Annotated in this window: 15 protein-coding genes; 9 read left to right on the plus strand and 6 right to left on the minus strand. The window is 74.0% G+C overall.

Annotated elements, in window-relative coordinates; genetic code table 11:
- Positions 1–15: 15 nt before the first annotated feature.
- Entirely contained in the window at positions 16–2,904 is a 2,889-nt protein-coding gene (locus AB0302_RS02170; RefSeq protein ID WP_366370393.1) for an alpha/beta fold hydrolase, read from the plus strand.
- A complete protein-coding gene (locus AB0302_RS02175; protein ID WP_319076166.1) occupies positions 2,901–3,974 on the plus strand; it encodes an NAD-dependent epimerase/dehydratase family protein in 1,074 nt (357 codons plus the stop codon). Before AB0302_RS02170 ends, AB0302_RS02175 begins: the two co-directional genes overlap by 4 nt.
- Positions 3,975–3,994: 20 nt before the next feature.
- On the opposite strand, the gene AB0302_RS02180 is transcribed toward AB0302_RS02175, so the two are convergent.
- Both AB0302_RS02180 and AB0302_RS02185 read right to left on the minus strand, forming a co-directional pair.
- Complete coding sequence (locus tag AB0302_RS02180; RefSeq protein WP_366370394.1) at positions 3,995–4,423, minus strand: hypothetical protein; 429 nt, start codon at positions 4,421–4,423, stop codon at positions 3,995–3,997.
- Positions 4,424–4,503: 80 nt separating this feature from the next.
- Complete coding sequence (locus tag AB0302_RS02185; protein ID WP_366370395.1) at positions 4,504–6,600, minus strand: DNA topoisomerase IV subunit B; 2,097 nt, start codon at positions 6,598–6,600, stop codon at positions 4,504–4,506.
- Positions 6,601–6,881: 281 nt separating this feature from the next.
- Here AB0302_RS02185 and AB0302_RS02190 point away from each other — a divergent pair, with 281 nt between their 5' ends.
- Positions 6,882–7,082, plus strand: a complete 201-nt coding sequence (locus tag AB0302_RS02190; protein ID WP_366370396.1) for a hypothetical protein — start codon at positions 6,882–6,884, stop codon at positions 7,080–7,082.
- Positions 7,083–7,200: 118 nt separating this feature from the next.
- On the opposite strand, the gene AB0302_RS02195 is transcribed toward AB0302_RS02190, so the two are convergent.
- From AB0302_RS02195 to AB0302_RS02205, 3 genes are all read right to left on the minus strand, one after another.
- On the minus strand, positions 7,201–8,850 hold the full coding sequence (locus AB0302_RS02195; RefSeq protein ID WP_366370397.1) for an RNA polymerase sigma factor: 1,650 nt from the start codon (positions 8,848–8,850) through the stop codon (positions 7,201–7,203).
- A 208-nt stretch (positions 8,851–9,058) separates the two neighbouring features.
- Positions 9,059–10,123, minus strand: coding sequence for a DUF4192 family protein (locus AB0302_RS02200; RefSeq protein ID WP_366370398.1), 1,065 nt, complete (start codon positions 10,121–10,123; stop codon positions 9,059–9,061).
- A 37-nt stretch (positions 10,124–10,160) separates the two neighbouring features.
- Positions 10,161–11,150, minus strand: a complete 990-nt coding sequence (locus tag AB0302_RS02205; protein ID WP_366370399.1) for a PAC2 family protein — start codon at positions 11,148–11,150, stop codon at positions 10,161–10,163.
- 243 nt (positions 11,151–11,393) lie between these two features.
- Here AB0302_RS02205 and AB0302_RS02210 point away from each other — a divergent pair, with 243 nt between their 5' ends.
- The 4 genes from AB0302_RS02210 (at position 11,394) to AB0302_RS02225 (ending at position 16,758) form a co-directional block, all read left to right on the plus strand.
- On the plus strand, positions 11,394–12,929 hold the full coding sequence (locus AB0302_RS02210; protein ID WP_319076155.1) for a leucyl aminopeptidase: 1,536 nt from the start codon (positions 11,394–11,396) through the stop codon (positions 12,927–12,929).
- Between the two features lie 117 nt (positions 12,930–13,046).
- Positions 13,047–14,426 (plus strand): dihydrolipoyl dehydrogenase, encoded by a 1,380-nt coding sequence (lpdA, locus tag AB0302_RS02215; RefSeq protein ID WP_319076153.1) that lies wholly within the window; start codon positions 13,047–13,049, stop codon positions 14,424–14,426.
- A gap of 108 nt (positions 14,427–14,534) precedes the next feature.
- Entirely contained in the window at positions 14,535–16,397 is a 1,863-nt protein-coding gene (sucB, locus tag AB0302_RS02220) for a 2-oxoglutarate dehydrogenase, E2 component, dihydrolipoamide succinyltransferase (RefSeq protein WP_366370400.1), read from the plus strand.
- Positions 16,398–16,407: 10 nt separating this feature from the next.
- A complete protein-coding gene (locus tag AB0302_RS02225; protein ID WP_248115670.1) occupies positions 16,408–16,758 on the plus strand; it encodes a hypothetical protein in 351 nt (116 codons plus the stop codon).
- A gap of 86 nt (positions 16,759–16,844) precedes the next feature.
- Here the strand turns inward: AB0302_RS02225 and AB0302_RS02230 are convergent, their stop codons facing one another.
- The gene (locus AB0302_RS02230) at positions 16,845–18,575 is read right to left on the minus strand and encodes a serine/threonine-protein kinase (RefSeq protein WP_366370401.1); all 1,731 of its coding nucleotides are present in this window, start codon (positions 18,573–18,575) and stop codon (positions 16,845–16,847) included.
- A 176-nt stretch (positions 18,576–18,751) separates the two neighbouring features.
- On the opposite strand from AB0302_RS02230, the gene lipB reads away from it, so the two are divergent.
- Both lipB and lipA read left to right on the plus strand, forming a co-directional pair.
- Positions 18,752–19,453, plus strand: a complete 702-nt coding sequence (gene lipB / locus AB0302_RS02235; RefSeq protein WP_366370402.1) for a lipoyl(octanoyl) transferase LipB — start codon at positions 18,752–18,754, stop codon at positions 19,451–19,453.
- Positions 19,450–20,457, plus strand: coding sequence for a lipoyl synthase (gene lipA / locus AB0302_RS02240; protein WP_319076146.1), 1,008 nt, complete (start codon positions 19,450–19,452; stop codon positions 20,455–20,457). Before lipB ends, lipA begins: the two co-directional genes overlap by 4 nt.
- Positions 20,458–20,468: the final 11 nt, after the last annotated feature.

A 20,468-nucleotide genomic window follows, 5' to 3' on the forward strand; every position in this document is an offset into this window, starting at 1 on the left:
GCTGAAGGAGCCCCCATGCCGCAGATCCCCTCCGCCCCCGCCGTGCTGCCCCCCGCCGACCGGCTCCCCGGATGGGACGCCGCATGGTCCCGCCTGGTGGAGATCCGCTCCGCCGCCGACCCCGAGGGCACCGTCCGCACCCTGCACGTGGCGGACACCGGGCCCGTCCTGGCCTCGCTCGGCGTGGAGATCGCCGGCACCGTCGTGGCCGTGCACGGCAACCCCACGTGGTCCTACCTGTGGCGCTCCCTGATGGAGGCCACGGTGCGCCGCGCACGTCAGGGCCAGCCGGCCTGGCGGGTGGTCGCCCCGGACCAGCTGGACATGGGCTTCTCCGAGCGCCTCGCCCATCCCCGGCTGCCCAGGCCCGACGACCTCGGGGCCCCGGGCGGCACGTACCGCACGCTCGGCGCGCGGATCGACGACCTCGACGCCCTCGTGCAGGCCCTCGGCCTGACGGACCTGGCCCGCACCGGCCACCCGCTGATCACGCTCGGCCACGACTGGGGCGGCGTCGTCTCGCTGGGCTGGGCGGGCCGCCACCGGGACGTGGTCTCGGGCGTGGCCACGCTGAACACCGCCGTGCACCAGCCGCCGGAGGCGGCGATCCCCGCCCCGCTGCAGGCCGCGCTGGCCGGCCCGCTGCTCCCCGGCTCCACGGTGACCACCGACGCCTTCCTGGCCGTCACCACCTCGCTCGCGAACCCGTCCCTGCCGGACGACGTCCGCGCCGCGTACCACCTGCCCTACGAGGGCGCGGACCGCCGCGGCGGCATCGGCGGCTTCGTCGCCGACATCCCCGTGGACGAGGAGCACGCCAGCCACGCCGCCCTGACCGCGGTGTCCGACGGCGTCAGCGCCCTGGGCGCGGCGGGCACGCCCGCCCTCATCCTGTGGGGCGCCGAGGACCCGGTGTTCCTGGACCGCTACCTCGACGACCTGCGCGAGCGCCTCCCGCAGGCCCGCGTCCACCGCTACGAGGAGGCCGGCCACCTGCTCGTCGACGACCGGGACCTCACCCTCCCGATCCTCGCGTGGGCGCAGCTGCTGCACACCGGGCTCCTGGAGGATCCGGCCTCCGGCCTGCCGGGACCGGACCCGCGCGCCGCCCTCGCCGGACCCGAGCCGGGGGTCGCCCTGCTGTGGGACCACCTGCGCGACTGGGGCGCTCCGGACTCCGCGTACCGCGACTACACCGCGCTCGTGGACATGGCCGGCGCCGACACCGGCCGTTCGATCCTCGGCGGCTCGCGCCGCCCCGTGGCCGTGAGCTGGGGCGAGCTGCAGGAGATGGTGTCCGCGATCGCCTCCGGCCTGTGGGCCGCGGGCATGCGGCCGGGCGACCGCGTGGCCATGCTCGTCCCGCCCGGCCGCGACCTCTCCGCCGCGCTCTACGCCGTGCTGCGCGTCGGCGGGGTCGCCGTGGTGGCGGACCAGGGCCTGGGGATCTCCGGCATGACCCGCGCCATGAAGTCCGCGCGGCCGCGCTGGGTGATCGGGAAGATCCCGGGCCTCACGCTCGCCCGTGCACAGTCCTGGCCGGGCACCCGCCTCTCCGTCGCGCCGCTCGGCGCGGGACAGCGGGCGCTGCTGGGAGTGGAGGGCTCGCTCTACGAGATGATCGACCGCCATCGGGACGCCGAGGCCGGGGACGCCCGGGACGCCGCCGGCGCCGTGCTCCCGGAGCCGGAGACGTCCGCCGACGCCGCCATCCTCTTCACCTCCGGCTCCACCGGTCCGGCGAAGGGCGTGGTCTACACCCACGAGCGGCTCGGCCGCCTGGTCGCCCTGGTCCGGGACACCCTGGACGTGCGCCCGGGATCCTCGCTGCTGGCGGCCTTCGCCCCCTTCGCCCTCCTGGGCCCCGCCCTCGGGGCCGCCTCCGTCTCCCCCGAGATGGACGTCACCAAGCCGGCCACCCTGACCGCGACGGCGCTGGCGGACGCGGCGATCGCCGGCCAGTCCACCGTGCTCTTCGCCTCCCCCGCGGCGCTGGAGAACATCGTGGCGACCGCGGGGAAGCTGAACCGGGAGCAGCGGCGGGCGCTCGGGCAGGTGCGGCTCGCGCTCTCCGCGGGCGCGCCCGTGCACCCGAACCTCCTGCGCCAGGTGGGCGCCCTTCTGCCCAACGCCCGCGTGCACACGCCCTACGGCATGACCGAGGGGCTGCTGCTCACCGACGTGGACGGGGAGACCGTGCAGGACCTGCGCCGCGCTGCGGACGAGGGCGTGTGCGTGGGCACCGCCGTCCCCACCGTGACGCTGGGCATCGCGCCCCTGCTCGAGGACGGGACCGCGGACGACGTCGTGCTCGACGCGCAGACCGGGCACGGGGTGCTCGGCGAGATCGTGGTCACCGCGCCGCACCTGAAGGAGCGCTATGACGCGCTCTGGTACACCGACCACCAGTCCAAGCGGGACGGGCTCTGGTTCCAGGACGGCCGCGTGTGGCACCGCACCGCGGACATCGGGCACTTCGACGCCGAGGGCCGCCTGTGGATCGAGGGGCGCCTGCAGCACGTGCTGACGCTCCCCGAGGGGCCGATCGGTCCGGGCGGCCCCGAGAAGGTCGTCGACGCGCTCGGCCCCGTGAAGCGCTCCGCCGTGGTGGGCGTCGGCCCGCGGGGCACGCAGGCCGTCGTCGTGGTGGTAGAGGCCGCCGTGCCCGCCACGCGCCCCGCCCGCCGCGCCGGCCACCACCGGGACGGCCGCCCCCACCAGGGCCTCTCCCCCACGTCCGTGGCCTCGGCCGTGCGCTCCGCGCTCGAGCCGCTCCCCGTGGCGGCGGTCCTCGTCGCGGATCAGATCCCCACGGACATCCGGCACAACTCCAAGATCGACCGGCCCCGGGTGGCGCGCTGGGCCGAGCGGGTGCTGGCGGGCGGCAAGGTGGGGTCGCTGTGAACCGGTTCGGCTACGACGTCGAGATCGACCCGCAGGGCATGCCCGTGCTCATGGAGCGTCTCGAGTCGCGCCGCGTGCTCGTGACCGGGGCGTCCGGCCTGCTCGGCTCCGGGGTGGCCCGCGTGCTGTCCGAGGCCGGCAACGCGGTGACCACCCTGCAGCGCCGCCCCTCGGGCGTGCCGGGGGCCGTGGACGTGTGCGGCTCGGTGACCGATCCCGCCGCCGTCGAGGAGGCCGTGACCGGTGCGGACACCGTGGTCCACGTGGCCGCCAAGGTGTCCGTCTCCGGCCCCGAGCGCGAGTTCGAGGCCGTGAACGTGGAGGGCACGCGGATCATGCTGGAGGCCGCCCGGCGGCACAGCGTGCGGCGGTTCATCCACGTCTCCTCCCCGTCCGTGGCCCACGCCGGCTCCTCCATCGTGGGCGAGGGCGCCGGGCCCGCCAGCCCCGAGCACGCTCGCGGCCCGTACGCGCGCACCAAGGCCAAGGGCGAGCTGCTGGCCCTGGCCGCGGACCGTGACGACTTCCGCGTCCTCGTGCTGCGCCCGCACCTCATGTGGGGACCCGGGGACCGGCAGCTCACGGACCGGATCGTCCAGCGCTCCCGCGCCGGCCGCATGCCGGTGCTGGGCACCGGGGCACCGCTGATCGACACGCTCTACACCGGCAACGCCGTGGAGGCCACGGTGGCCGCCGTGAGCGCCGCGGACCACACCCACGGCGAGGCGCTCGTGGTCACCAACGGGGAGCCGCGCCCCGTGGGCGAGCTCGTGCGCGGGATCGCCCTGGCCGGTGGCGCGGCGGAGCCGGCGCGCACGGTGCCCGCGGGGCTCGCGCGCCGCGCGGGGGCGCTCATCGAGAAGGCCTGGGAGCGGAACCTGTTCGGCGTGCGCTCGGCGGGCCTCGGCTCCGACGACGGCGAGCCGCCGCTCACCGAGTTCCTCGCCGAGCAGCTCTCCACGGCCCACTGGTTCGACCAGCGCCGCACGCGCGAGGTGCTCGAGTGGACGCCGTCCGTCAGCATCGACGAGGGACTCCACCGGCTCGCGCAGTACTACCGGGAGCACTGACCCCGCCCCGGCGTGGCGGCTCACCTGGCCGGACTCCCCAGAGGGACGGGGTCGGGCACCGGCTGCGGCTCGGGCGTGGTGGTGGCCGCGAGGACGCCGCTCGAGGCCGCGGCCACGGCGGCGGCGATCAGGCCCGCCACGAGCGTGCGGACCGTGCCGTCGGCGAATGCCCCCGTGAGCAGGCCGGGCACGATGCCCACGCCGAGCATCGCGACCATGAGCCACGCGGTCGCGCCCTCGCCGCTGTAGACCACGTCCGTGCGCGCCGTGGCCTGGTCGACGCGGCGGCGGACGCCCCGCAGCGCGATTCCGACCACGGCGATGCACGCGAGCAGGAGTCCGACGGCCCAGCCGAGGCCCAGCGCCTCGCGCAGCCCGGCGACGACGCTCGCCGCCCCGAGGGTGGCCGAGGCCACCCCGATGCGCCACCGCCAGGACCGCTCGCTCATCGTCGCATTCATGTGTCCAGGCTCTCACAGGCCTGTGCAGCGATCGAGGGGAACCCGACTCCTCCCCGGAGGTGCCGGGCTCAGGCGTCGATGCGGTCGCGGTCCAGGTCGTCCGCGCCGGAGACGATGAACTCCTTGCGAGGGGCGACGGAGGAGCCCATGAGCAGGTCGAACACGCGCTCGGCGGCCTCCAGCTCGGAGATGTTCACGCGGCGCAACATGCGGTGGCGGGGGTCCATGGTGGTCTCCGCCAACTGGTCCGCGTCCATCTCGCCGAGGCCCTTGTAGCGCTGGATGGGCTCGCGGTAGGAGCGCCCCTCCTCCTCCAGGCGGGCGAGGACCTCGCGGAGCTCCTGCTCGGAGTAGGTGTAGATGACCTCGCGCTCCTTCTGCCCGCGGGTGACCGCCTCGATCCGGTGCAGGGGCGGGACGGCGGCAAACACGCGGCCCGCCTCCACCATGGGACGCATGTACCGGAAGAAGAGGGTGAGCAGGAGGGTGCGGATGTGGGCACCGTCCACGTCCGCGTCCGTCATGAGGATGACCTTGCCGTAGCGCGCCGCGTCGATGTCGAAGCTGCGCCCGGCGCCGCCGCCCACCACCTGGATCAGGGCTGCGCACTCGGCGTTGGAGAGGATGTCCGAGACCGAGGCCTTCTGCACGTTGAGGATCTTGCCGCGGATGGGCAGCAGCGCCTGGAAGTCGGAGGACCGGGCGAGCTTGGCGGTGCCGAGGGCGGAGTCGCCCTCCACGATGAACAGCTCCGAGGAGGCGACGTCCGAGCTGCGGCAGTCCGCGAGCTTGGCCGGCATGGTGGAGGTCTCCAGCGCGTTCTTGCGCCGTTGGTTCTCCTTGTGGGTGCGCGCCGAGATGCGGGACTTCATCTCCGCCACGACCTTCTCCAGCAGCACCGCCGTCTGCTGCTTCTGCGCCCGGGCCGAGGACGCCAGGCGCGCGGTAAGCTCCTTCTCCACCACCTGTGCGACGATGCGTCGCACGGCCGAGGTGCCGAGGATCTCCTTGGTCTGCCCCTCGAACTGCGGCTCGGCGAGGCGCACGGTGAGCACGGCGGTCATGCCCGCCAGCACGTCGTCCTTCTCCACCTTGTCCGTGCCCGCCTTCAGGCGGCGCGCGTTGGCCTCCACCTGGGCGCGGAGCACCTTGAGCAGCGAGGCCTCGAAGCCGGACTGGTGGGTGCCGCCCTTGGGCGTGGCGATGATGTTCACGAAGGAGCGGAACACGGTCTCGTAGCCGACGTCCCACCGCAGGGCGAGGTCCACCTCGCACGTGCGCTGGACGTCCTGCATCGCCGTCCGGCCGTCCTCGCCGAGCACCGGCACGCGCTCTTTGAACGTGCCCGAGCCCTGGATGCGCCACACGTCGGTGACGGGGGACGCGGGGGTCAGGTGCTCGACGAACTCCGAGATGCCGCCGTCGTACTGGAAGACCTCCTCCGCGGGGACCTCCTCCCCCGCGGCGCGGCGCAGGTCCCGCACCGTGATCCGGAGCCCGGGGATCAGGTAGGCGGTCTGCCGGGCCCGAGCGCGCAGGTCCTCCGCCGAGAACTTCGCATCCTTGATGAAGATCTGGTCGTCCGCCCAGTAGCGGACCCGCGTGCCGGTGCGGCCGCGCTTGGCCTTGCCGACGACGTCCAGCGGCGAGGCGTCCTTCGCCGGCTCGAACGGGGCCTCCGGGGAGGGCCTCGAACCGTCCGCGAACCGGCCGGGCTCGCCCCGGCGGAAGGACATCTGGTGGACCTTCCCGCCGCGGAACACCTGCACGTCCAGACGGGAGGACAGGGCGTTCACCACGGAGGCGCCCACGCCGTGCAGGCCGCCCGAGGCGGCGTAGGAGCCGCCGCCGAACTTGCCTCCCGCGTGGAGCTTGGTGAACACCACCTCGACGCCGGTCAGGCCCGTCCTGGGCTCGACGTCCACGGGGATGCCGCGGCCTGAGTCCTCCACCTCCACGGAGCCGTCCGGATGCAGCGTGACGTCGATCGACTGGCCGAAGCCGCCGAGGGCCTCGTCCACCGAGTTGTCGATGATCTCCCACAGGCAGTGCATGAGGCCGCGGGAGTCCGTGGAGCCGATGTACATGCCTGGCCGCTTGCGCACGGCCTCGAGCCCCTCCAGCACGGAGAGGTGGCGCGCGGTGTACTCGGAGGACGCTGGCACGGGAGGCGGGCCTTTCGACGGGGATGACGCGGGGGCCGAGGCGGCGCGGCGACGGCCCGTCCAGCCTACTCGGGGGGCCGGACACGGCAGGGCGCCCTGCGGGAGGCCCGCAGCGTCCGGAGACCGACGTCGACGTCGCCGATACGCGCCCAGCGAAACGGGGCGGGTCCGCGCCCCGCGCCGCGAATAACCCTGCCATCCTGGCTGTTCCATCGGACGAGTGGGGCAGCCGGCGCATCCGCCGGCTGTCAGCCCCCAGACCCGAACTCGAGGAGGACACCGTGTCCATCACCGCCCTGGCCGAGCCGGCCGCCCTCACCCGTGCCGACCGCTGCGACCGCTGCGGCGCCCAGGCCTACGTCCGCGCTGTGCTCGAGGCCGGCGGCGAGCTGCTCTTCTGCGCTCACCACGCACGTGACGTGGAGGCCGCCCTGCGCCCGAAGACCGCCGCGTGGCAGGACGAGACGGCCAGCCTGAGCTGAGCCGACCCCCGGCTGCGCTGCAGCCGAACCGAACGGCGGAGGGCCGGGGCACCATGACGGTGTCCCGGCCCTCCGCCGCCTGGGGGGACGGGCCGCGTCGGACCCGCCCTCCCCGCGATCAGTCCAGGTAGTCCCGCAGCACCTGCGAGCGGGACGGGTGGCGCAGCTTCGACATGGTCTTGGACTCGATCTGGCGGATGCGCTCGCGCGTCACGCCGTAGACCTTGCCGATCTCGTCCAGGGTCTTGGGCTGGCCGTCGGTGAGGCCGAAGCGCATGGCGACCACGCCGGCCTCGCGCTCGGAGAGCGTGTCCAGCACGGAGTGCAGCTGTTCCTGGAGCAGGGTGAAGGAGACGGCGTCCGCGGGCACGACGGCCTCGGAGTCCTCGATGAGGTCGCCGAACTCGGAGTCGCCGTCCTCGCCGAGGGGGGTGTGCAGGGAGATGGGCTCGCGGCCGTACTTCTGGACCTCCACGACCTTCTCCGGGGTCATGTCCAGCTCCTTGGCGAGCTCCTCCGGGGTGGGCTCGCGGCCCAGGTCCTGGAGCATCTGGCGCTGCACGCGGGCCAGCTTGTTGATGACCTCCACCATGTGCACGGGGATGCGGATGGTGCGGGCCTGGTCCGCCATGGCGCGGGTGATGGCCTGGCGGATCCACCAGGTGGCGTACGTGGAGAACTTGAAGCCCTTGGTGTAGTCGAACTTCTCCACGGCGCGGATGAGGCCGAGGTTGCCCTCCTGGATCAGGTCCAGGAAGAGCATGCCGCGCCCGGTGTAGCGCTTGGCCAGCGAGACGACGAGGCGCAGGTTCGCCTCGAGCAGGTGGTTCTTGGCGCGGCGGCCGTCGGCGATGATCAGCTCGTAGTCGCGGCGCACCCGGTAGTCGTCCACCGGGTTCTCCTTGAGCCAGTGCTCGGCGTACAGGCCGGCCTCGATGCGCATGGCGAGGTCCACCTCCTGCTCGGCGTTCAGCAGGGCCACCTTGCCGATCTGCTTCAGGTAGTCCTTCACCGGGTCGGCGGTGGCGCCGGCCACGACGACCTGCTGCACCGGGGCGTCGTCCTCGGAGTTGTCCACCACGAAGGCGCCCCGGACGACGGCGGGGCCGCTCGCCTTGGTGCCGGTGACGGACTCGGGGGCCATGGCCGGCGCCTGGTTCGCGTCCGAGCCGTCGGCGTCCTCATCGTCCGAGTCCTCGTCGGCGGTGGTGTCGTCCTTGGCGGCCAGCGCCTCGTCCTCCGGGCCCACCGCGTCGGCCTTGGCGGTCTCCTCGCGGGCGTCGACGGCCGCCTCGTCCGTCTCCGCCTCGGCGTCCGCGTCGGCGGCCTTCGCGGCGGCGGCCTTGGCGGCCGTCGCCTTCGTGGAGGCGGCCTTCGCAGCCGCCGTGGGGGCCGTGGCCTTGGACGCACCGGCGGTCTTCGCCGCGGTGGACCGGGTCGTCGCCTTCTTGGCGGCGGCGCTCTTGGCGGTGCCGGTCGCGGACTTCGCGCCTGCCGCCGACTTCGTGCCGGCAGCGGACTTCGCCGCGGTCGTCTTCGTCGCGGCGGCCTTCGTGGCTGCCGTGCTCGTTCGGGCCGTGGCCGTCTTCTTCGCCGTGGCGGTGGTCTTCTTCGCGGCGGTCCCGCTCGCCCGGGTGCGGGTGGTGGCCTTCTTGGCCGCACCGGTGCCGGTCGTCTCCGGGCCGTCCTGCGCTCCGCTGGTCGTCGAAGTGGTCACTCGTGGCCTTTCCGTCGGTCCGCGCCTGCGCGCGGATCCCCTGCAGTCCATATACACGTGACCCTGTCAAGTCCCGGCCGCGGGCGACGACGTCGCCCGGGCCCGCAGACTGCAGGGTCCTGGAGTGCTCAACACCGAGGCGGCCGGGTCTATTCCACGCGGATCGCACCGAGGCGGACCGCGCGGCTCGACCGGCGCTGAACCGATCCATTGTCGCACGGTGCGGCAGGCCCCCACCCCGGCCACGCCCCGCGGGGCGTCACCGCCGCGGACCGGCCCGCCATGCGGTCTCCGGGGACGTCGCCCACCCCGCGACCAGGCCCGCTCCCGTGACGGCCCGCAGCACCGAGCCGAAGCGGTCCCTCGGGTCCAGCGCCTCGGCGGCCTCCAGGTGCGCGCTCGCCGCGGAGCCGTGGCCCCGTGCCCAGGAGACCCATGCCGCCACCGCGAGCGCCTGGGCCGCGTGGCGTGCCGGGGCGGTGCCCGCGATGCCCCGGCACGCCTCCCACAGGCGGTCGAGGGAGCGCCAGTCCGGCGGCTCCGGCGTCGAGGCCGTGAGGATCGGCTCCCGCGCGGCACCGTCGGCGGCGGCGGCGTCCGGGCCGCACGCCGCCAGGACCACGAGGGCGTCGCGCCAGGCAGGGAGGACGAGCGGCCCGCCGAGGAGCTCGTGGTCCTGCGCGCACCCGCCGCGCAGCACGGTGCGCCACGCGTCCTGCCAGGCGGCCCGGCCGGCGGCGTCCTGTGGGTCCGGCGCCGGCCACCGCCGGGCGTCGGCGGGCACCGCCCGTCGCGGCGGCGGCACGAGGACGTCGCGGTCCCGCAGGCCCCACACGGAACCCTGGGCGAGCTGGTGAAGGGAGAGGACGCTGGACTCAGGGCTGACCGCGCGCGCCTGCGACGCCGTGCCCCGCCCGGGAGGCCACGGCCAGGCCCGCTCACCCGCGCTGCACCACGCCTCGGCCACCGGGATGTCCGCACGGCACAGGGCGTCCTCGAGGGCCGGCCACCATGGAGGCGCGGCGGCCGCGCCGGGCTCGGCCGAGGCGTCGAGCACCAGGGCCAGGACGGCGGTCGCCCGGGCGTCCCGCCGGCAGACGCCGGCCACGGTGCGCGCCCAGCGCCCCTGCGCGTCGGCATGCCCCGGCAGGTCCACCCGCACGACGGCGCGCAGGAGGCGGTGCTCGAGGGTCACGAGGACGAGGCTCTGCCGGGGAAGGGTGCCGAGGGCGTGGCCCACGTAGCCGAGGAGGTCGTCCACCCCGCGGGCGGAGAGGGTGCCGGGGGCGAGGGTGGGGGTGGGGGTGGGGGTGCAAGGGTCCATGGCCCGATCCTGGGTCGGGCGCCCCCGCCGCCGGGGGTCAGTCGCTCGGATCGGTGGAGGGCGGACCGGGCCGGTCCTCCTGTGCAGGATCCGTCCGCGTCCAGGGGTGCACCGCCCCGTCCCGCTCCGCGAGGTAGGCCTCGACGGCGGAGGCGAGCGCGTCGCCGTCGGGCAGTCCCCCGTCGGTCTCCAGGAGGGAGCGCTCCTGGTCCTCGGCGTTCTGGTCGAAGTTCTTCTCGAGCCCCGTGATCATGGACCGGACCTCCTCCGAGTCCGCCACCTGCCGCTCGATCTCCGCCTCGATCTCCCGGGAGGCGTCCCGCAGCTCGTCCGTGGGCAGCATGAGGCCCAGCGCGGCGCCCGAGTACTCGAGTGCGGCCACCGCCGCCTGGGGGAAGGCCGCCTCGCCGAGGTAGTGCGGCACGTGCAGGGTGTACCCGGCCGTGGGGATGCCGGCCTCCTCCGCGCGGACCTCCAGCATCTGCAGCGCCCCGGAGACGATGTCCGCCTCAGGGCTCCACGTGGAGAGCCCGCCGACGGCGTCCTGGCGGGAGCCGTGGGTGGTCACCCCGAGGCGGCGGGTGTGCGGGACCGGCATGGGGGCGGCGTCGAGGAACGTGAGGGAGTCCACCTGCCACTCCTCGGCGAGCCCGAGCAGCGCGGCGGTGAAGCGCTCCCACTGGAAGTCCGGCTCGGGGCCGGCCACCAGCAGGAACGGGTGGCCGATCAGGTCCTCCACCACCTCGACCCGCAGCGAGGGCATGCGCAGGTCTCTGTATCGGTCCCGCTCGAACCGCAGCCGCGGGCGGCGGGCCCGATAGTCGAACATCTGGTCCAGGTCGAAGTCGGCGACGAGCCGGTGCGTGAGGTGCTCGCGCAGCGCCGAGCGCACCTGGAGGGCCACCCGACCCGCGTCCATGTGGCCCGTGAGCACGACCAGCATGCCCAGCCCCGGGGGGACGGCCAGGTCTGCGGCGCCCTCAGGCCCGCCGTCGTGACGTGTGTACAGCTGCGTGGGATCCTGCACCGCGCGCCCTCCCGGTTCGTCCTGCTCGATCTCGTCCTGCTGATGGTCTGCGGCGGACGCCCGTGGTCCCGGGCCCCGCCTCCGCCAGGGTCAACCTCCCCGACGGCCTCCCCTATTCCACCGCGGCGCGGCCAGGGGGCCGCCGGGGGCCGTGACTAGGATGACCGATGAGGGCCGCGTCACACGGGTGTCGCCGGCCCACCCGTCCCGCAGTCCCCGCCGAGAAGAGAAAGAGGCACCACCGTGATCGCACAGGACCGTCCGTCCCTGACCGCCCGCACCCTCGAGGACGTGACCGCGTCCGCCCTGGTGGTGGGGGTGGGCTCCGGACCGGACGGGCCGCTGCTGCTCACGGATGCCCTGCCGGCCGAGGCGGCCACCGCGCTCGAGGCCTCGCTCGAGCTGCTGGGCGTGCGCGGCGGCGCGGACGAGGTCCACCGCCTCCCCGGTGTCGGCGGCTCCCCCGTGCCCCTGCTCGTGCTCGTGGGCGTGGGCCCGCTGGACGAGGAGGGCGGCGTGAGCTCCGAGGCGCTGCGCCGCGCGGCCGGCGCCGCCGTGCGCTCCCTGGCCGGCACCGACGCCGTGGCCCTCGCCCTGCCCTCCGACTCCGCGGAGCGCCTCGCCGCCGTCGCGGAGGGCGCCGCCATGGGCGCCTACGCGTTCACGGCCCTGAAGTCCGAGGCCGTCCGCGAGGAGTCCCGCCGCTCCCGCCCGGTGCGGTCCCTCGAGGTCGTCACCGACCTGGGCGAGGACGTCGCCGGCCCCGCCCTGCGCCGCGCCGCCGTCGTGGGCGACGCCGTGTGCGCCGTGCGCGACCTCGTGAACACGGCCCCCTCACACCTCTACCCCTCCACCTTCGCGGACGCGGTGGAGCAGGACCTGGCCGGGACGTCCGTGGACGTCACCGTGTGGGACGAGGGGAGGCTGGCCGCCGAGGGCTTCGGCGGCATCCTGGCGATCGGCCAGGGCTCCTCCCGTCCGCCGCGCCTCGTGCGCCTCGAGCACGCCCCGGAGGGCGCCGCCGCCCACATCGCCCTCGTGGGCAAGGGCATCACCTTCGACACCGGCGGCATCTCCCTCAAGCCGGCCGCCTCCATGATGACCATGAAGTCGGACATGGCCGGCGCCGCCACCGTGTTCGCCGTCGTCCGCGCCGCGGCCGCCCTCCAGCTGCCCGTGAAGGTCACGGGCTGGCTGGCCCTCGCGGAGAACATGCCCTCGGACACCGCCATCCGCCCCTCCGACGTCGTGACCATGTACGGCGGCAAGACCGTGGAGATCATGAACACGGACGCCGAGGGACGCGTCGTGATGGCCGACGCGCTCGTCGCCGCCACGGACGAGCGCCCCGACGCCGTGCTGGACATCGCCACCCTGACCGGCGCCCAGCTCGTCGCCCTCGGCACGCGCTACACCGGCGTGATGGGGGACGAGGCCCTGCGCGCGGAGGTCGTGGCGGCGGCCGACCGCGTGGGCGAGCTGGCGTGGGCCATGCCCATCCCGGAGAACCAGCGCGCCTCGCTGGACTCGCGCGTGGCGGACCTCTCGAACATGGGCGACAAGTTCGGCGGGATGATGACCGCCGCCGCCTTCCTGCGCGAGTTCGTCGACGCCGGCCGCGACGCCGCCGAGCGCGCCGAGAGCCCGACCCCGTGGGCCCACCTCGACATCGCCGGACCCTCCTTCAACGACGCCGCGGCCCACGGCTACACCCCCCGCGACGCGACCGGCGTGATGGTGCGCACCCTGGTTGGTCTCATCGCAGGACGCGCCGGGTAAGGTGGGCTCCGACGTCCGTCCCCCGTCCCGGTCCCGGCTCTGTGCCGGGCCGGCGGGGAGGCGGTGACCAGCAGGGATCCCCTGCTCCACCCACTCCCAGCACAAGGAGCATGACAAGTGGCCGATTCGGCAACCGCTCAGGAATTCGACGTCCTCGTCCTCGGCGGTGGCTCCGCCGGGTACGCGGCAGCCCTCCGGGCCGTCCAGTACGGCATGACCGTCGGCCTGGTCGAGAAGGCCAAGCTCGGCGGCACCTGCCTCCACTGGGGCTGCATCCCCACGAAGGCCTACCTCCACGCCGCCGAGGTGGCCGACGAGACCCGCCACGCCGAGAAGTTCGGCGTCAACGCCACGCTCGAGTCCGTGGACATGGCGAAGGTGCGCGACTACAAGGACGGCATCGTCGCCGGCAAGCACAAGGGCCTCACCGGCCTCATGAAGATGCGCAAGGTCCAGGTCATCGAGGGTGAGGGCAAGCTCGTCTCCCAGGACGAGATCGAGGTCGACGGCACCCGCTACAAGGCCAAGAACATCGTGCTGGCCTCCGGGTCCGTCTCGAAGACGATGGGCCTGCCGATCTCCAAGAAGATCATGACCTCCACCGAGGCCCTGGAGCTGGACTACACCCCCAAGTCCGCCATCGTGCTCGGCGGCGGCGTCATCGGGTCCGAGTTCGCCTCCCTGTGGAACTCGTTCGGCGTGGAGGTCACCATCATCGAGGGCCTGAAGAACCTCGTGGCCAACGAGGACCCCGCGATCATCAAGATCGTGGAGCGCGAGTTCAAGAAGCGCGGCATCAAGAGCAGCCTCGGCACCTTCTTCGACAAGGTCGAGGAGACCGAGTCCGGCGTCAAGGTGACCCTGGCCGACGGCAAGGAGTTCGAGGCCGAGGTGTGCCTCGTCGCCGTGGGCCGCGGCCCGAACACCGAAGGCCTCGGCTTCGAGGAGCAGGGCATCACCCTGGACCGCGGCTTCGTCATCACGAACGAGCGCCTCCACACCGGCGTGGGCAACATCTACGCCGTCGGCGACATCGTGCCCGGCCTGCAGCTCGCGCACCGCGGCTACCAGCAGGGCATCTTCGTCGCCGAGGAGATCGCGGGCAACAACCCGATGGTCGTCGAGGACATCAACATCCCGAAGGTCACCTTCACCGATCCCGAGATCATGTCCGTGGGCTACTCCCAGCCCAAGGCCGAGGAGAAGTTCGGCAAGGACAACGTCGAGGTCGCGGAGTACAACCTGGCCGGCAACGGCAAGTCCTCCATCCTCGGCACCGGCGGCATCATCAAGCTGGTGCGCCAGAAGAACGGCCCCATCGTCGGCGTCCACGGCGTGGGCAAGCGCATCAGCGAGCAGATCGGCGAGGCGCAGCTCATCGTGAACTGGGAGGCCTACCCGGAGGACGTCGCCCAGTTCGTGCACGCCCACCCGACGCAGAACGAGTCGCTCGGCGAGGCCGCGATGGCCCTGTTCGGCCACCCGCTGCACGGCTGACCGACCGAGCCAGACCCTTGACGGGGCCGTCCGACGGTCCCACCCACCCACCCCGGCGCGGCGGCGATCCGCAGCCGCCGCGCCACCCCCGTGAGGAGAGACGGTCCCATGTCCGAAACCGTGAACCTGCCCGCCCTCGGTGAGTCCGTCACCGAAGGAACCGTGACCCGCTGGCTGAAGGCCGTCGGCGACGAGGTCGCCGTCGACGAGCCCCTGGTGGAGATCTCCACCGACAAGGTCGACACCGAGATCCCGTCCCCCGTGGCCGGCGTGCTCGAGGAGATCCTGGCCGACGAGGACGAGACCGTCGAGGTCGGCGCCCCGCTGGCGACCATCGGCGACGGCTCCGGCTCCGCGCAGTCCGACGACGCCCCGTCCGAGGAGCCCGCCGAGGCCGAGGAGCCGGCCGCCGAGGAGGCCCAGGAGGACGAGCAGCAGCAGGAGCCCGCCGGTGAGCCCGCTCCCGAGGAGCGCGCCAGCACCGAGGCGGACCAGCAGTCCTCCGGCGACCAGGCCGGCGAGGCCACCGAGGTGACCCTTCCCGCCCTGGGCGAGTCCGTCACCGAGGGCACCGTCACCCGCTGGCTCAAGGAGGTCGGCGACGACGTGGAGGTCGACGAGCCGCTGCTCGAGGTCTCCACGGACAAGGTCGACACCGAGATCCCATCCCCCGTGGCCGGCACCCTGGTGGAGATCAAGGCCCAGGAGGACGAGACCGTCGAGGTCGGCGCCGTGCTGGCGCTCGTGGGCTCCGGCTCCGGCTCCGCCGGCGGCTCGCAGCCCTCGTCAGACGCCTCGTCGGACGCCTCCCCCGCCGGGGACGAGGCCACCCCGGAGGAGATCGAGGACGCCGCCACCGAGGCCGCGGTCCCGACCGAGACCGAGGAGGCCGCCGAGGACGCCGGCACCGAGCCCGCCGCCGAGGCCCCCGAGGAGTCCGCCTCCGAGAAGGCGATCGAGCAGGAGTCCTCCGCGAAGGAGTCCGGCGAGGCGAAGGCCGAGCCCTCCGCGACCGAGCCCGGCCAGGGCTACGTCACCCCGCTGGTCCGCCGCCTGGCGCACCAGAACGACGTCAACCTCTCCACGGTGCGCGGCACCGGCGTGGGCGGACGCATCCGCAAGCAGGACGTCCTGGCGGCCTCGCTCGCCAAGAAGTCCTCCGGTGACGAGGCCACTGCCCCCGCCGAGTCCGCCGCCCCGGCCGCCTCCTCGGCCCCGCAGGCCGCCGCGTCCTCCGTGGACCCCTCGGTCCGCGGCGAGACCGAGAAGGCCCCGCGCATCCGCCAGGTCATCGCCCAGCGCATGCGCGAGTCCCTGGACCTCTCGACGCAGCTGACCCAGGTGCACGAGGTGGACATGACCCGCATCGTGCAGCTGCGCGCCAAGGCGAAGTCCTCCTTCCAGCAGCAGTCGGGCGTCAAGCTCACCTACCTGCCGTTCATCACGAAGGCCGTGGCCGAGGCGCTCAAGCAGCACCCCAAGCTGAACGCGTCCTTCTCCGAGGACAACAAGGAGATCACCTACCACTCCTCGGAGGACATCGCGATCGCGGTGGACACCGAGAAGGGCCTCCTGGTGCCCGTCATCAAGGACACCGGCTCGCTGAACCTGACGGGCATCGCGCAGAAGATCGCGGACGTGGCCGAGCGCACCCGGACCAACAAGATCTCCGCGGACGAGCTCTCGGGCGGCACCTTCTCCATCACCAACATCGGCTCCGTGGGCGCCCTGTTCGACACGCCGATCATCAACCAGCCGCAGGTGGGCATCCTGGGCACCGGTGCGATCGTGAAGCGCCCGATGGTGGTGGCCGACGCCGACGGCAACGACACCATCGCCATCCGCCACATGATGTACCTGTCCCTGACCTACGATCACCGCCTCGTGGACGGCGCGGACGCCGGACGCTTCCTCCAGACGCTCAAGCAGCGCCTCGAGGCCGGCGAGTTCGCTCCCGAGCTCGGCCTCTGAGGGGACCGTCATGGACGTCCTGACCACCATCCTAGTGACGATCCACGTGGTCTCGGCCGCGGCGATCGTGGGCGGCTGGTTCGCCCACTTCCGCAACCCCACCGTGACCGCCTCGCAGTGGATCGGCTCGATCGGCATGATCCTCACGGGCATCGCGCTCTTCGGCGTGGCCATGGCCACGTGGGAGGACCCGAACCACATGAAGCTGGGGATCAAGTTCCTGATCGGCGTCATCGTGTTCGTGGCCGCCCTGCTGGGTCGGCGCCGCCTCAACCGCGGCGAGGCCGTGCCCACCGGCCTGGCCCACGCCGTGGGCGGCCTGGGCCTGGTCAACATGCTGATCGCGCTGCTCTGGCACTGATCCGCCTCTGCGGCTGAGCCGCGTTCACGCCGTGTGCCCCGAGGAGAGATCCTCGGGGCACACGGCGTTCCCCGTCCCCGGACGGCTCAGCGAGGGTCCACCCGTTCCACGCGCCACCGCGTCCCGTCCGCGCGCAGGGTCAGCTCCACGGCCTCGTCTCGCTCCTCCACGTCCCCGACGACGGCGCCGGCGCCGTCCTGCACCGCGTGCGCACTCGTGACGATCCGGGCCGGCACCCGCAGCGCATCCCCCTCGACCTCGGCGGCCCCGTCCGGCTCCACGGACACCGTGAGCCCGGCGAACGCGTAGCCGCCGCCGGCTAAGTCCCGCTGCACCGCGGCGTCCCTGCGCCACGCGGGACTGCCCGGCACGGCGTAGGCCTCCAGCCGCTCCGCCCGCGGGTCCTCGAGCGCGGCCGTCCGCGCGCGGCCCACACCCGCCAGGACCTCCTCGAGCGCGACGGCGTCCTCCGACAGCTCCTCCGGGCGGGCCGAGGCCTCGGTGCCGGTGGACGGGTCCCCGGGCGCCTCCCCGGAGGCCTCCCCCGACACCCCGTGCCGGGTGGACGACGCCGCAGCGTCCGGCGGCCGGCCGGGCGTACTCGACGAGGGCGGGGTGCCCGACGCGGGGGCGGCACTCGCCGGCGCCGACGGCGCCGTCGGTCCCTGTCCCTCCCCGGCCGCGGGGCCGTCCGCGGTCCGGTGCAGCACGGCGCCCGCCACGGCCAGCCCCGCCAGGAGCGCGACGGCCCCCGCCGCGAGTCCCACGGCCGGTCCAGGCGCCCGTCGGCCTCGCCGGCCCACCGCACCTCGGCCCCCGGTCCGCCTCCGCCGTCCGTGCCTCGTGCCCGGCCCTCCGCCGCCGGGCAGGAGCGTGGGCAGCAGGTGGGCCACCTCGATCGGAGCCGCCTCGTGGAGGGGAACGGGCTCCGGAGCGGCGGCCGCGTAGGCGGCGGAGGCGCCCTCCAGGGCGCTCGGCCTGCCCGCGGGGTCGGGGTCGAGCGCCGCGTCCAGCAGGATCGCGAGCTCCGGGGGGACCTCCGGCACGAGCACGGGCAGCGGCGCCCGGCTGCCGTGGGGCCCGGGCGCCCGGCCGGTCAGCGCGAACCACCCGAGGGCCGCCCACGAGAACACGTCCGACGCGGCGGTGAGCGGGTCCGGCGCAGCGGCCCGCTCCCCGTCCGCCGGCGCCTCCGCCTCCTGCAGCGCCCGCAGCACCTCGGGCGCCGCGAACCCCGGCGTGCCGCCGACACCCTGGGCTCCCCCGACGACGCGCGCCACCCCGAGGTCCGCGAGGGCCGGGCTGCCGTCCACGCCGAAGAGCACGTTGCCCGGGGAGACGTCCCCGTGGACGATCCCGTGCTCGTGCAGCCGGGCCAGGGCCTGGGCCAGGGGCACGAGGACGGTCACCGCCTGGCCCGGGGTGAGCGGTCCGGCCTCGCGCACGAGGTCCGCGAGCGAGCCCGCAGGCCGATGCTCGCTCAGCATGCCCGTGCCCCGGTCCGTCGGCACGGTTCCCAGCACGGCGACGAGGTGCGGATGCCGCACGTGCGCGAGAGCAGCCGCCTCCGCCGAGAGCGAAACCCCCGCGGCCGGGGAGCGGGGCACCTTGAGGGCGGCCTCGCCCCCGGCGGCGTCCCGGACCAGCCACACGCGAGCCTGGGACCCCTCGCCCAGCAGCCGCACGGCCTCCCAGCCGGGGACCCGGGGAGCGCCGCCCTCGGCCGCGTCCTCCGGCGCCGTCCCCGGCTCCGCTCCCGCGGTAACCAGGCGCCCGTGCCGAGCCTCGGGCCCCTCGCCCCCTCCGTGCGCCCCCATCGCGCGCTCCCCTCCCGATCCCTCCGACCGCCTCCGACAGGCGCCCGGGAGGGCCTCCTCCGGCCCCCGCCACCATCGTGCCTCCTCCAGGACCCGCGATCCGGGTTGTCCACAGGCCGAGGCGGACCCGCCCCTCCGCGTCCGGCTCCCGGGGCCCGAGGGATACAGTGGACGGCATGTCCGACCCCCTCCTCCCTCCCCTGCGCGTGCTCGGCCTGGCCCCTGACCTCGTCGACTACCACGCGGCATGGGACCGCCAGAAGTCGCTCCACGACGACGTCGTCGCCGGCCGCTCCGAGGGCGAGTTCCTGCTCCTCGAGCACGCCCCGGTGTACACCGCGGGCCGCCGCACCGAGGACCACGAGCGTCCCGCCGACGGCGCCCCCGTGGTGGACGTGGACCGCGGCGGGAAGATCACGTGGCACGGCCCCGGCCAGCTGGTCGGCTACCCCGTGGTGCGCCTGAAGGACCGCGCGCACGTGAAGGACTACGTGTGGTTCCTGGAGGAGCTGCTGATCCGCACGGCCGCCGAGTACGGCGTCACCGCCGTCCGCGTGGACGGCCGGGCCGGCATCTGGGTCCTCAGCGACACGGACGCCGACGGCGCGGCGCGCCCGGACCGCAAGCTCGGCGCCATCGGCCTGGCCATCCACGACGGCGTGTCCACCCACGGCTTCGCCCTGAACTGCTCCAACTCCCTCGCCCCCTACGCGGGCATCATCGCGTGCGGCATCGCCGACGCCGCCACCACCACGCTCACCGAGGAGACGGGCCGGACCATCACGCCGGCCGACGTCGTCCCCGTGCTCACCCGCCACCTGGAGGAGCTCGGTCCCCGGTACATCGCCGTCACCCCCACGGAAGGACCCACCGCATGAGCACCGCACCCGAAGGACGCCGCCTGCTGCGCGTCGAGGCCCGCAACGCCGAGGTCCCCGTGGAGCGCAAGCCCGAGTGGACCAAGGCCAAGGTGCACATGGGCCCGGAGTACATCTCCCTGAAGAACAAGGTGAAGGGCTCCGGCCTGCACACCGTGTGCGAGGAGGCCGGCTGCCCCAACATCTTCGAGTGCTGGGAGGACCGCGAGGCCACGTTCCTCATCGGCGGCGACATCTGCACCCGGCGCTGCGACTTCTGCGACATCGCCTCGGGCCGTCCTCTCCCCCTGGACATGGACGAGCCGCTCAAGGTCGCCGAGAACATCCGGGAGATGGACCTGCGCTATGCCACCGTCACGGGCGTGGCCCGCGACGACCAGAAGGACGGCGCCGCGTGGCTCTACGCGGAGACCATCCGGCGCATCCACGAGCTGAACCCCGGGACCGGCGTCGAGATCCTGCCCCCGGACTTCGGAGCGGTCCCCGAGCTCGTGCAGCAGGTCTTCGACGCCCGCCCGGAGGTCTTCGCCCACAACCTGGAGACCGTGCCGCGCATCTTCAAGCGCATCCGTCCCGCCTTCACGTACGAGAAGTCCCTCCGCGTCCTGACGATGGCCAAGGCGGACGAGCTGGTGACGAAGTCCAACCTCATCCTGGGCATGGGCGAGACGGACGAGGAGATCGACCAGGCGCTCGTGGACCTCCACGAGGCCGGCTGCGACATCATCACGATCACGCAGTACGTGCGCCCGTCCAAGCTCCACCACCCGATCGACCGCTGGGTGAAGCCCACCGAGTTCGTGCAGTGGTCGGAGCGCGCCGAGCAGATCGGCTTCACGGGCGTCATGGCCGGCCCCCTCGTGCGCTCCTCCTACCGCGCCGGGAAGCTCTACGCGCAGGCCATGGAGCGCCTCGGCCGCACGCTGCCCGCGAACCTCACCCACCTCGCCGGCGAGCGGACCGCGCGCCAGGAGGCCTCGGCCGTCGTCGCGCGGATGTCCTGATCCGGCCCCGG

It is taken from the genome of Micrococcus sp. NPDC078436 (assembly GCF_040702705.1).
In the GTDB taxonomy this organism is placed as follows: Bacteria; Actinomycetota; Actinomycetes; order Actinomycetales; family Micrococcaceae; genus Micrococcus.

What these genes read in the sequence shown, in the direction of transcription:
- AB0302_RS02170 (WP_366370393.1), top strand. Translation starts at nt 16, where the DNA reads ATGCCGCAGATCCCCTCCGCCCCCGCCGTGCTGCCCCCCGCCGACCGG.
- AB0302_RS02180 (WP_366370394.1), bottom strand. Translation starts at nt 4,423, where the DNA reads ATGAGCGAGCGGTCCTGGCGGTGGCGCATCGGGGTGGCCTCGGCCACC.
- AB0302_RS02195 (WP_366370397.1), bottom strand. Translation starts at nt 8,850, where the DNA reads ATGGACTGCAGGGGATCCGCGCGCAGGCGCGGACCGACGGAAAGGCCA.
- AB0302_RS02200 (WP_366370398.1), bottom strand. Translation starts at nt 10,123, where the DNA reads ATGGACCCTTGCACCCCCACCCCCACCCCCACCCTCGCCCCCGGCACC.
- sucB (WP_366370400.1), top strand. Translation starts at nt 14,535, where the DNA reads ATGTCCGAAACCGTGAACCTGCCCGCCCTCGGTGAGTCCGTCACCGAA.
- AB0302_RS02225 (WP_248115670.1), top strand. Translation starts at nt 16,408, where the DNA reads ATGGACGTCCTGACCACCATCCTAGTGACGATCCACGTGGTCTCGGCC.
- AB0302_RS02230 (WP_366370401.1), bottom strand. Translation starts at nt 18,575, where the DNA reads ATGGGGGCGCACGGAGGGGGCGAGGGGCCCGAGGCTCGGCACGGGCGC.
- lipB (WP_366370402.1), top strand. Translation starts at nt 18,752, where the DNA reads ATGTCCGACCCCCTCCTCCCTCCCCTGCGCGTGCTCGGCCTGGCCCCT.
- lipA (WP_319076146.1), top strand. Translation starts at nt 19,450, where the DNA reads ATGAGCACCGCACCCGAAGGACGCCGCCTGCTGCGCGTCGAGGCCCGC.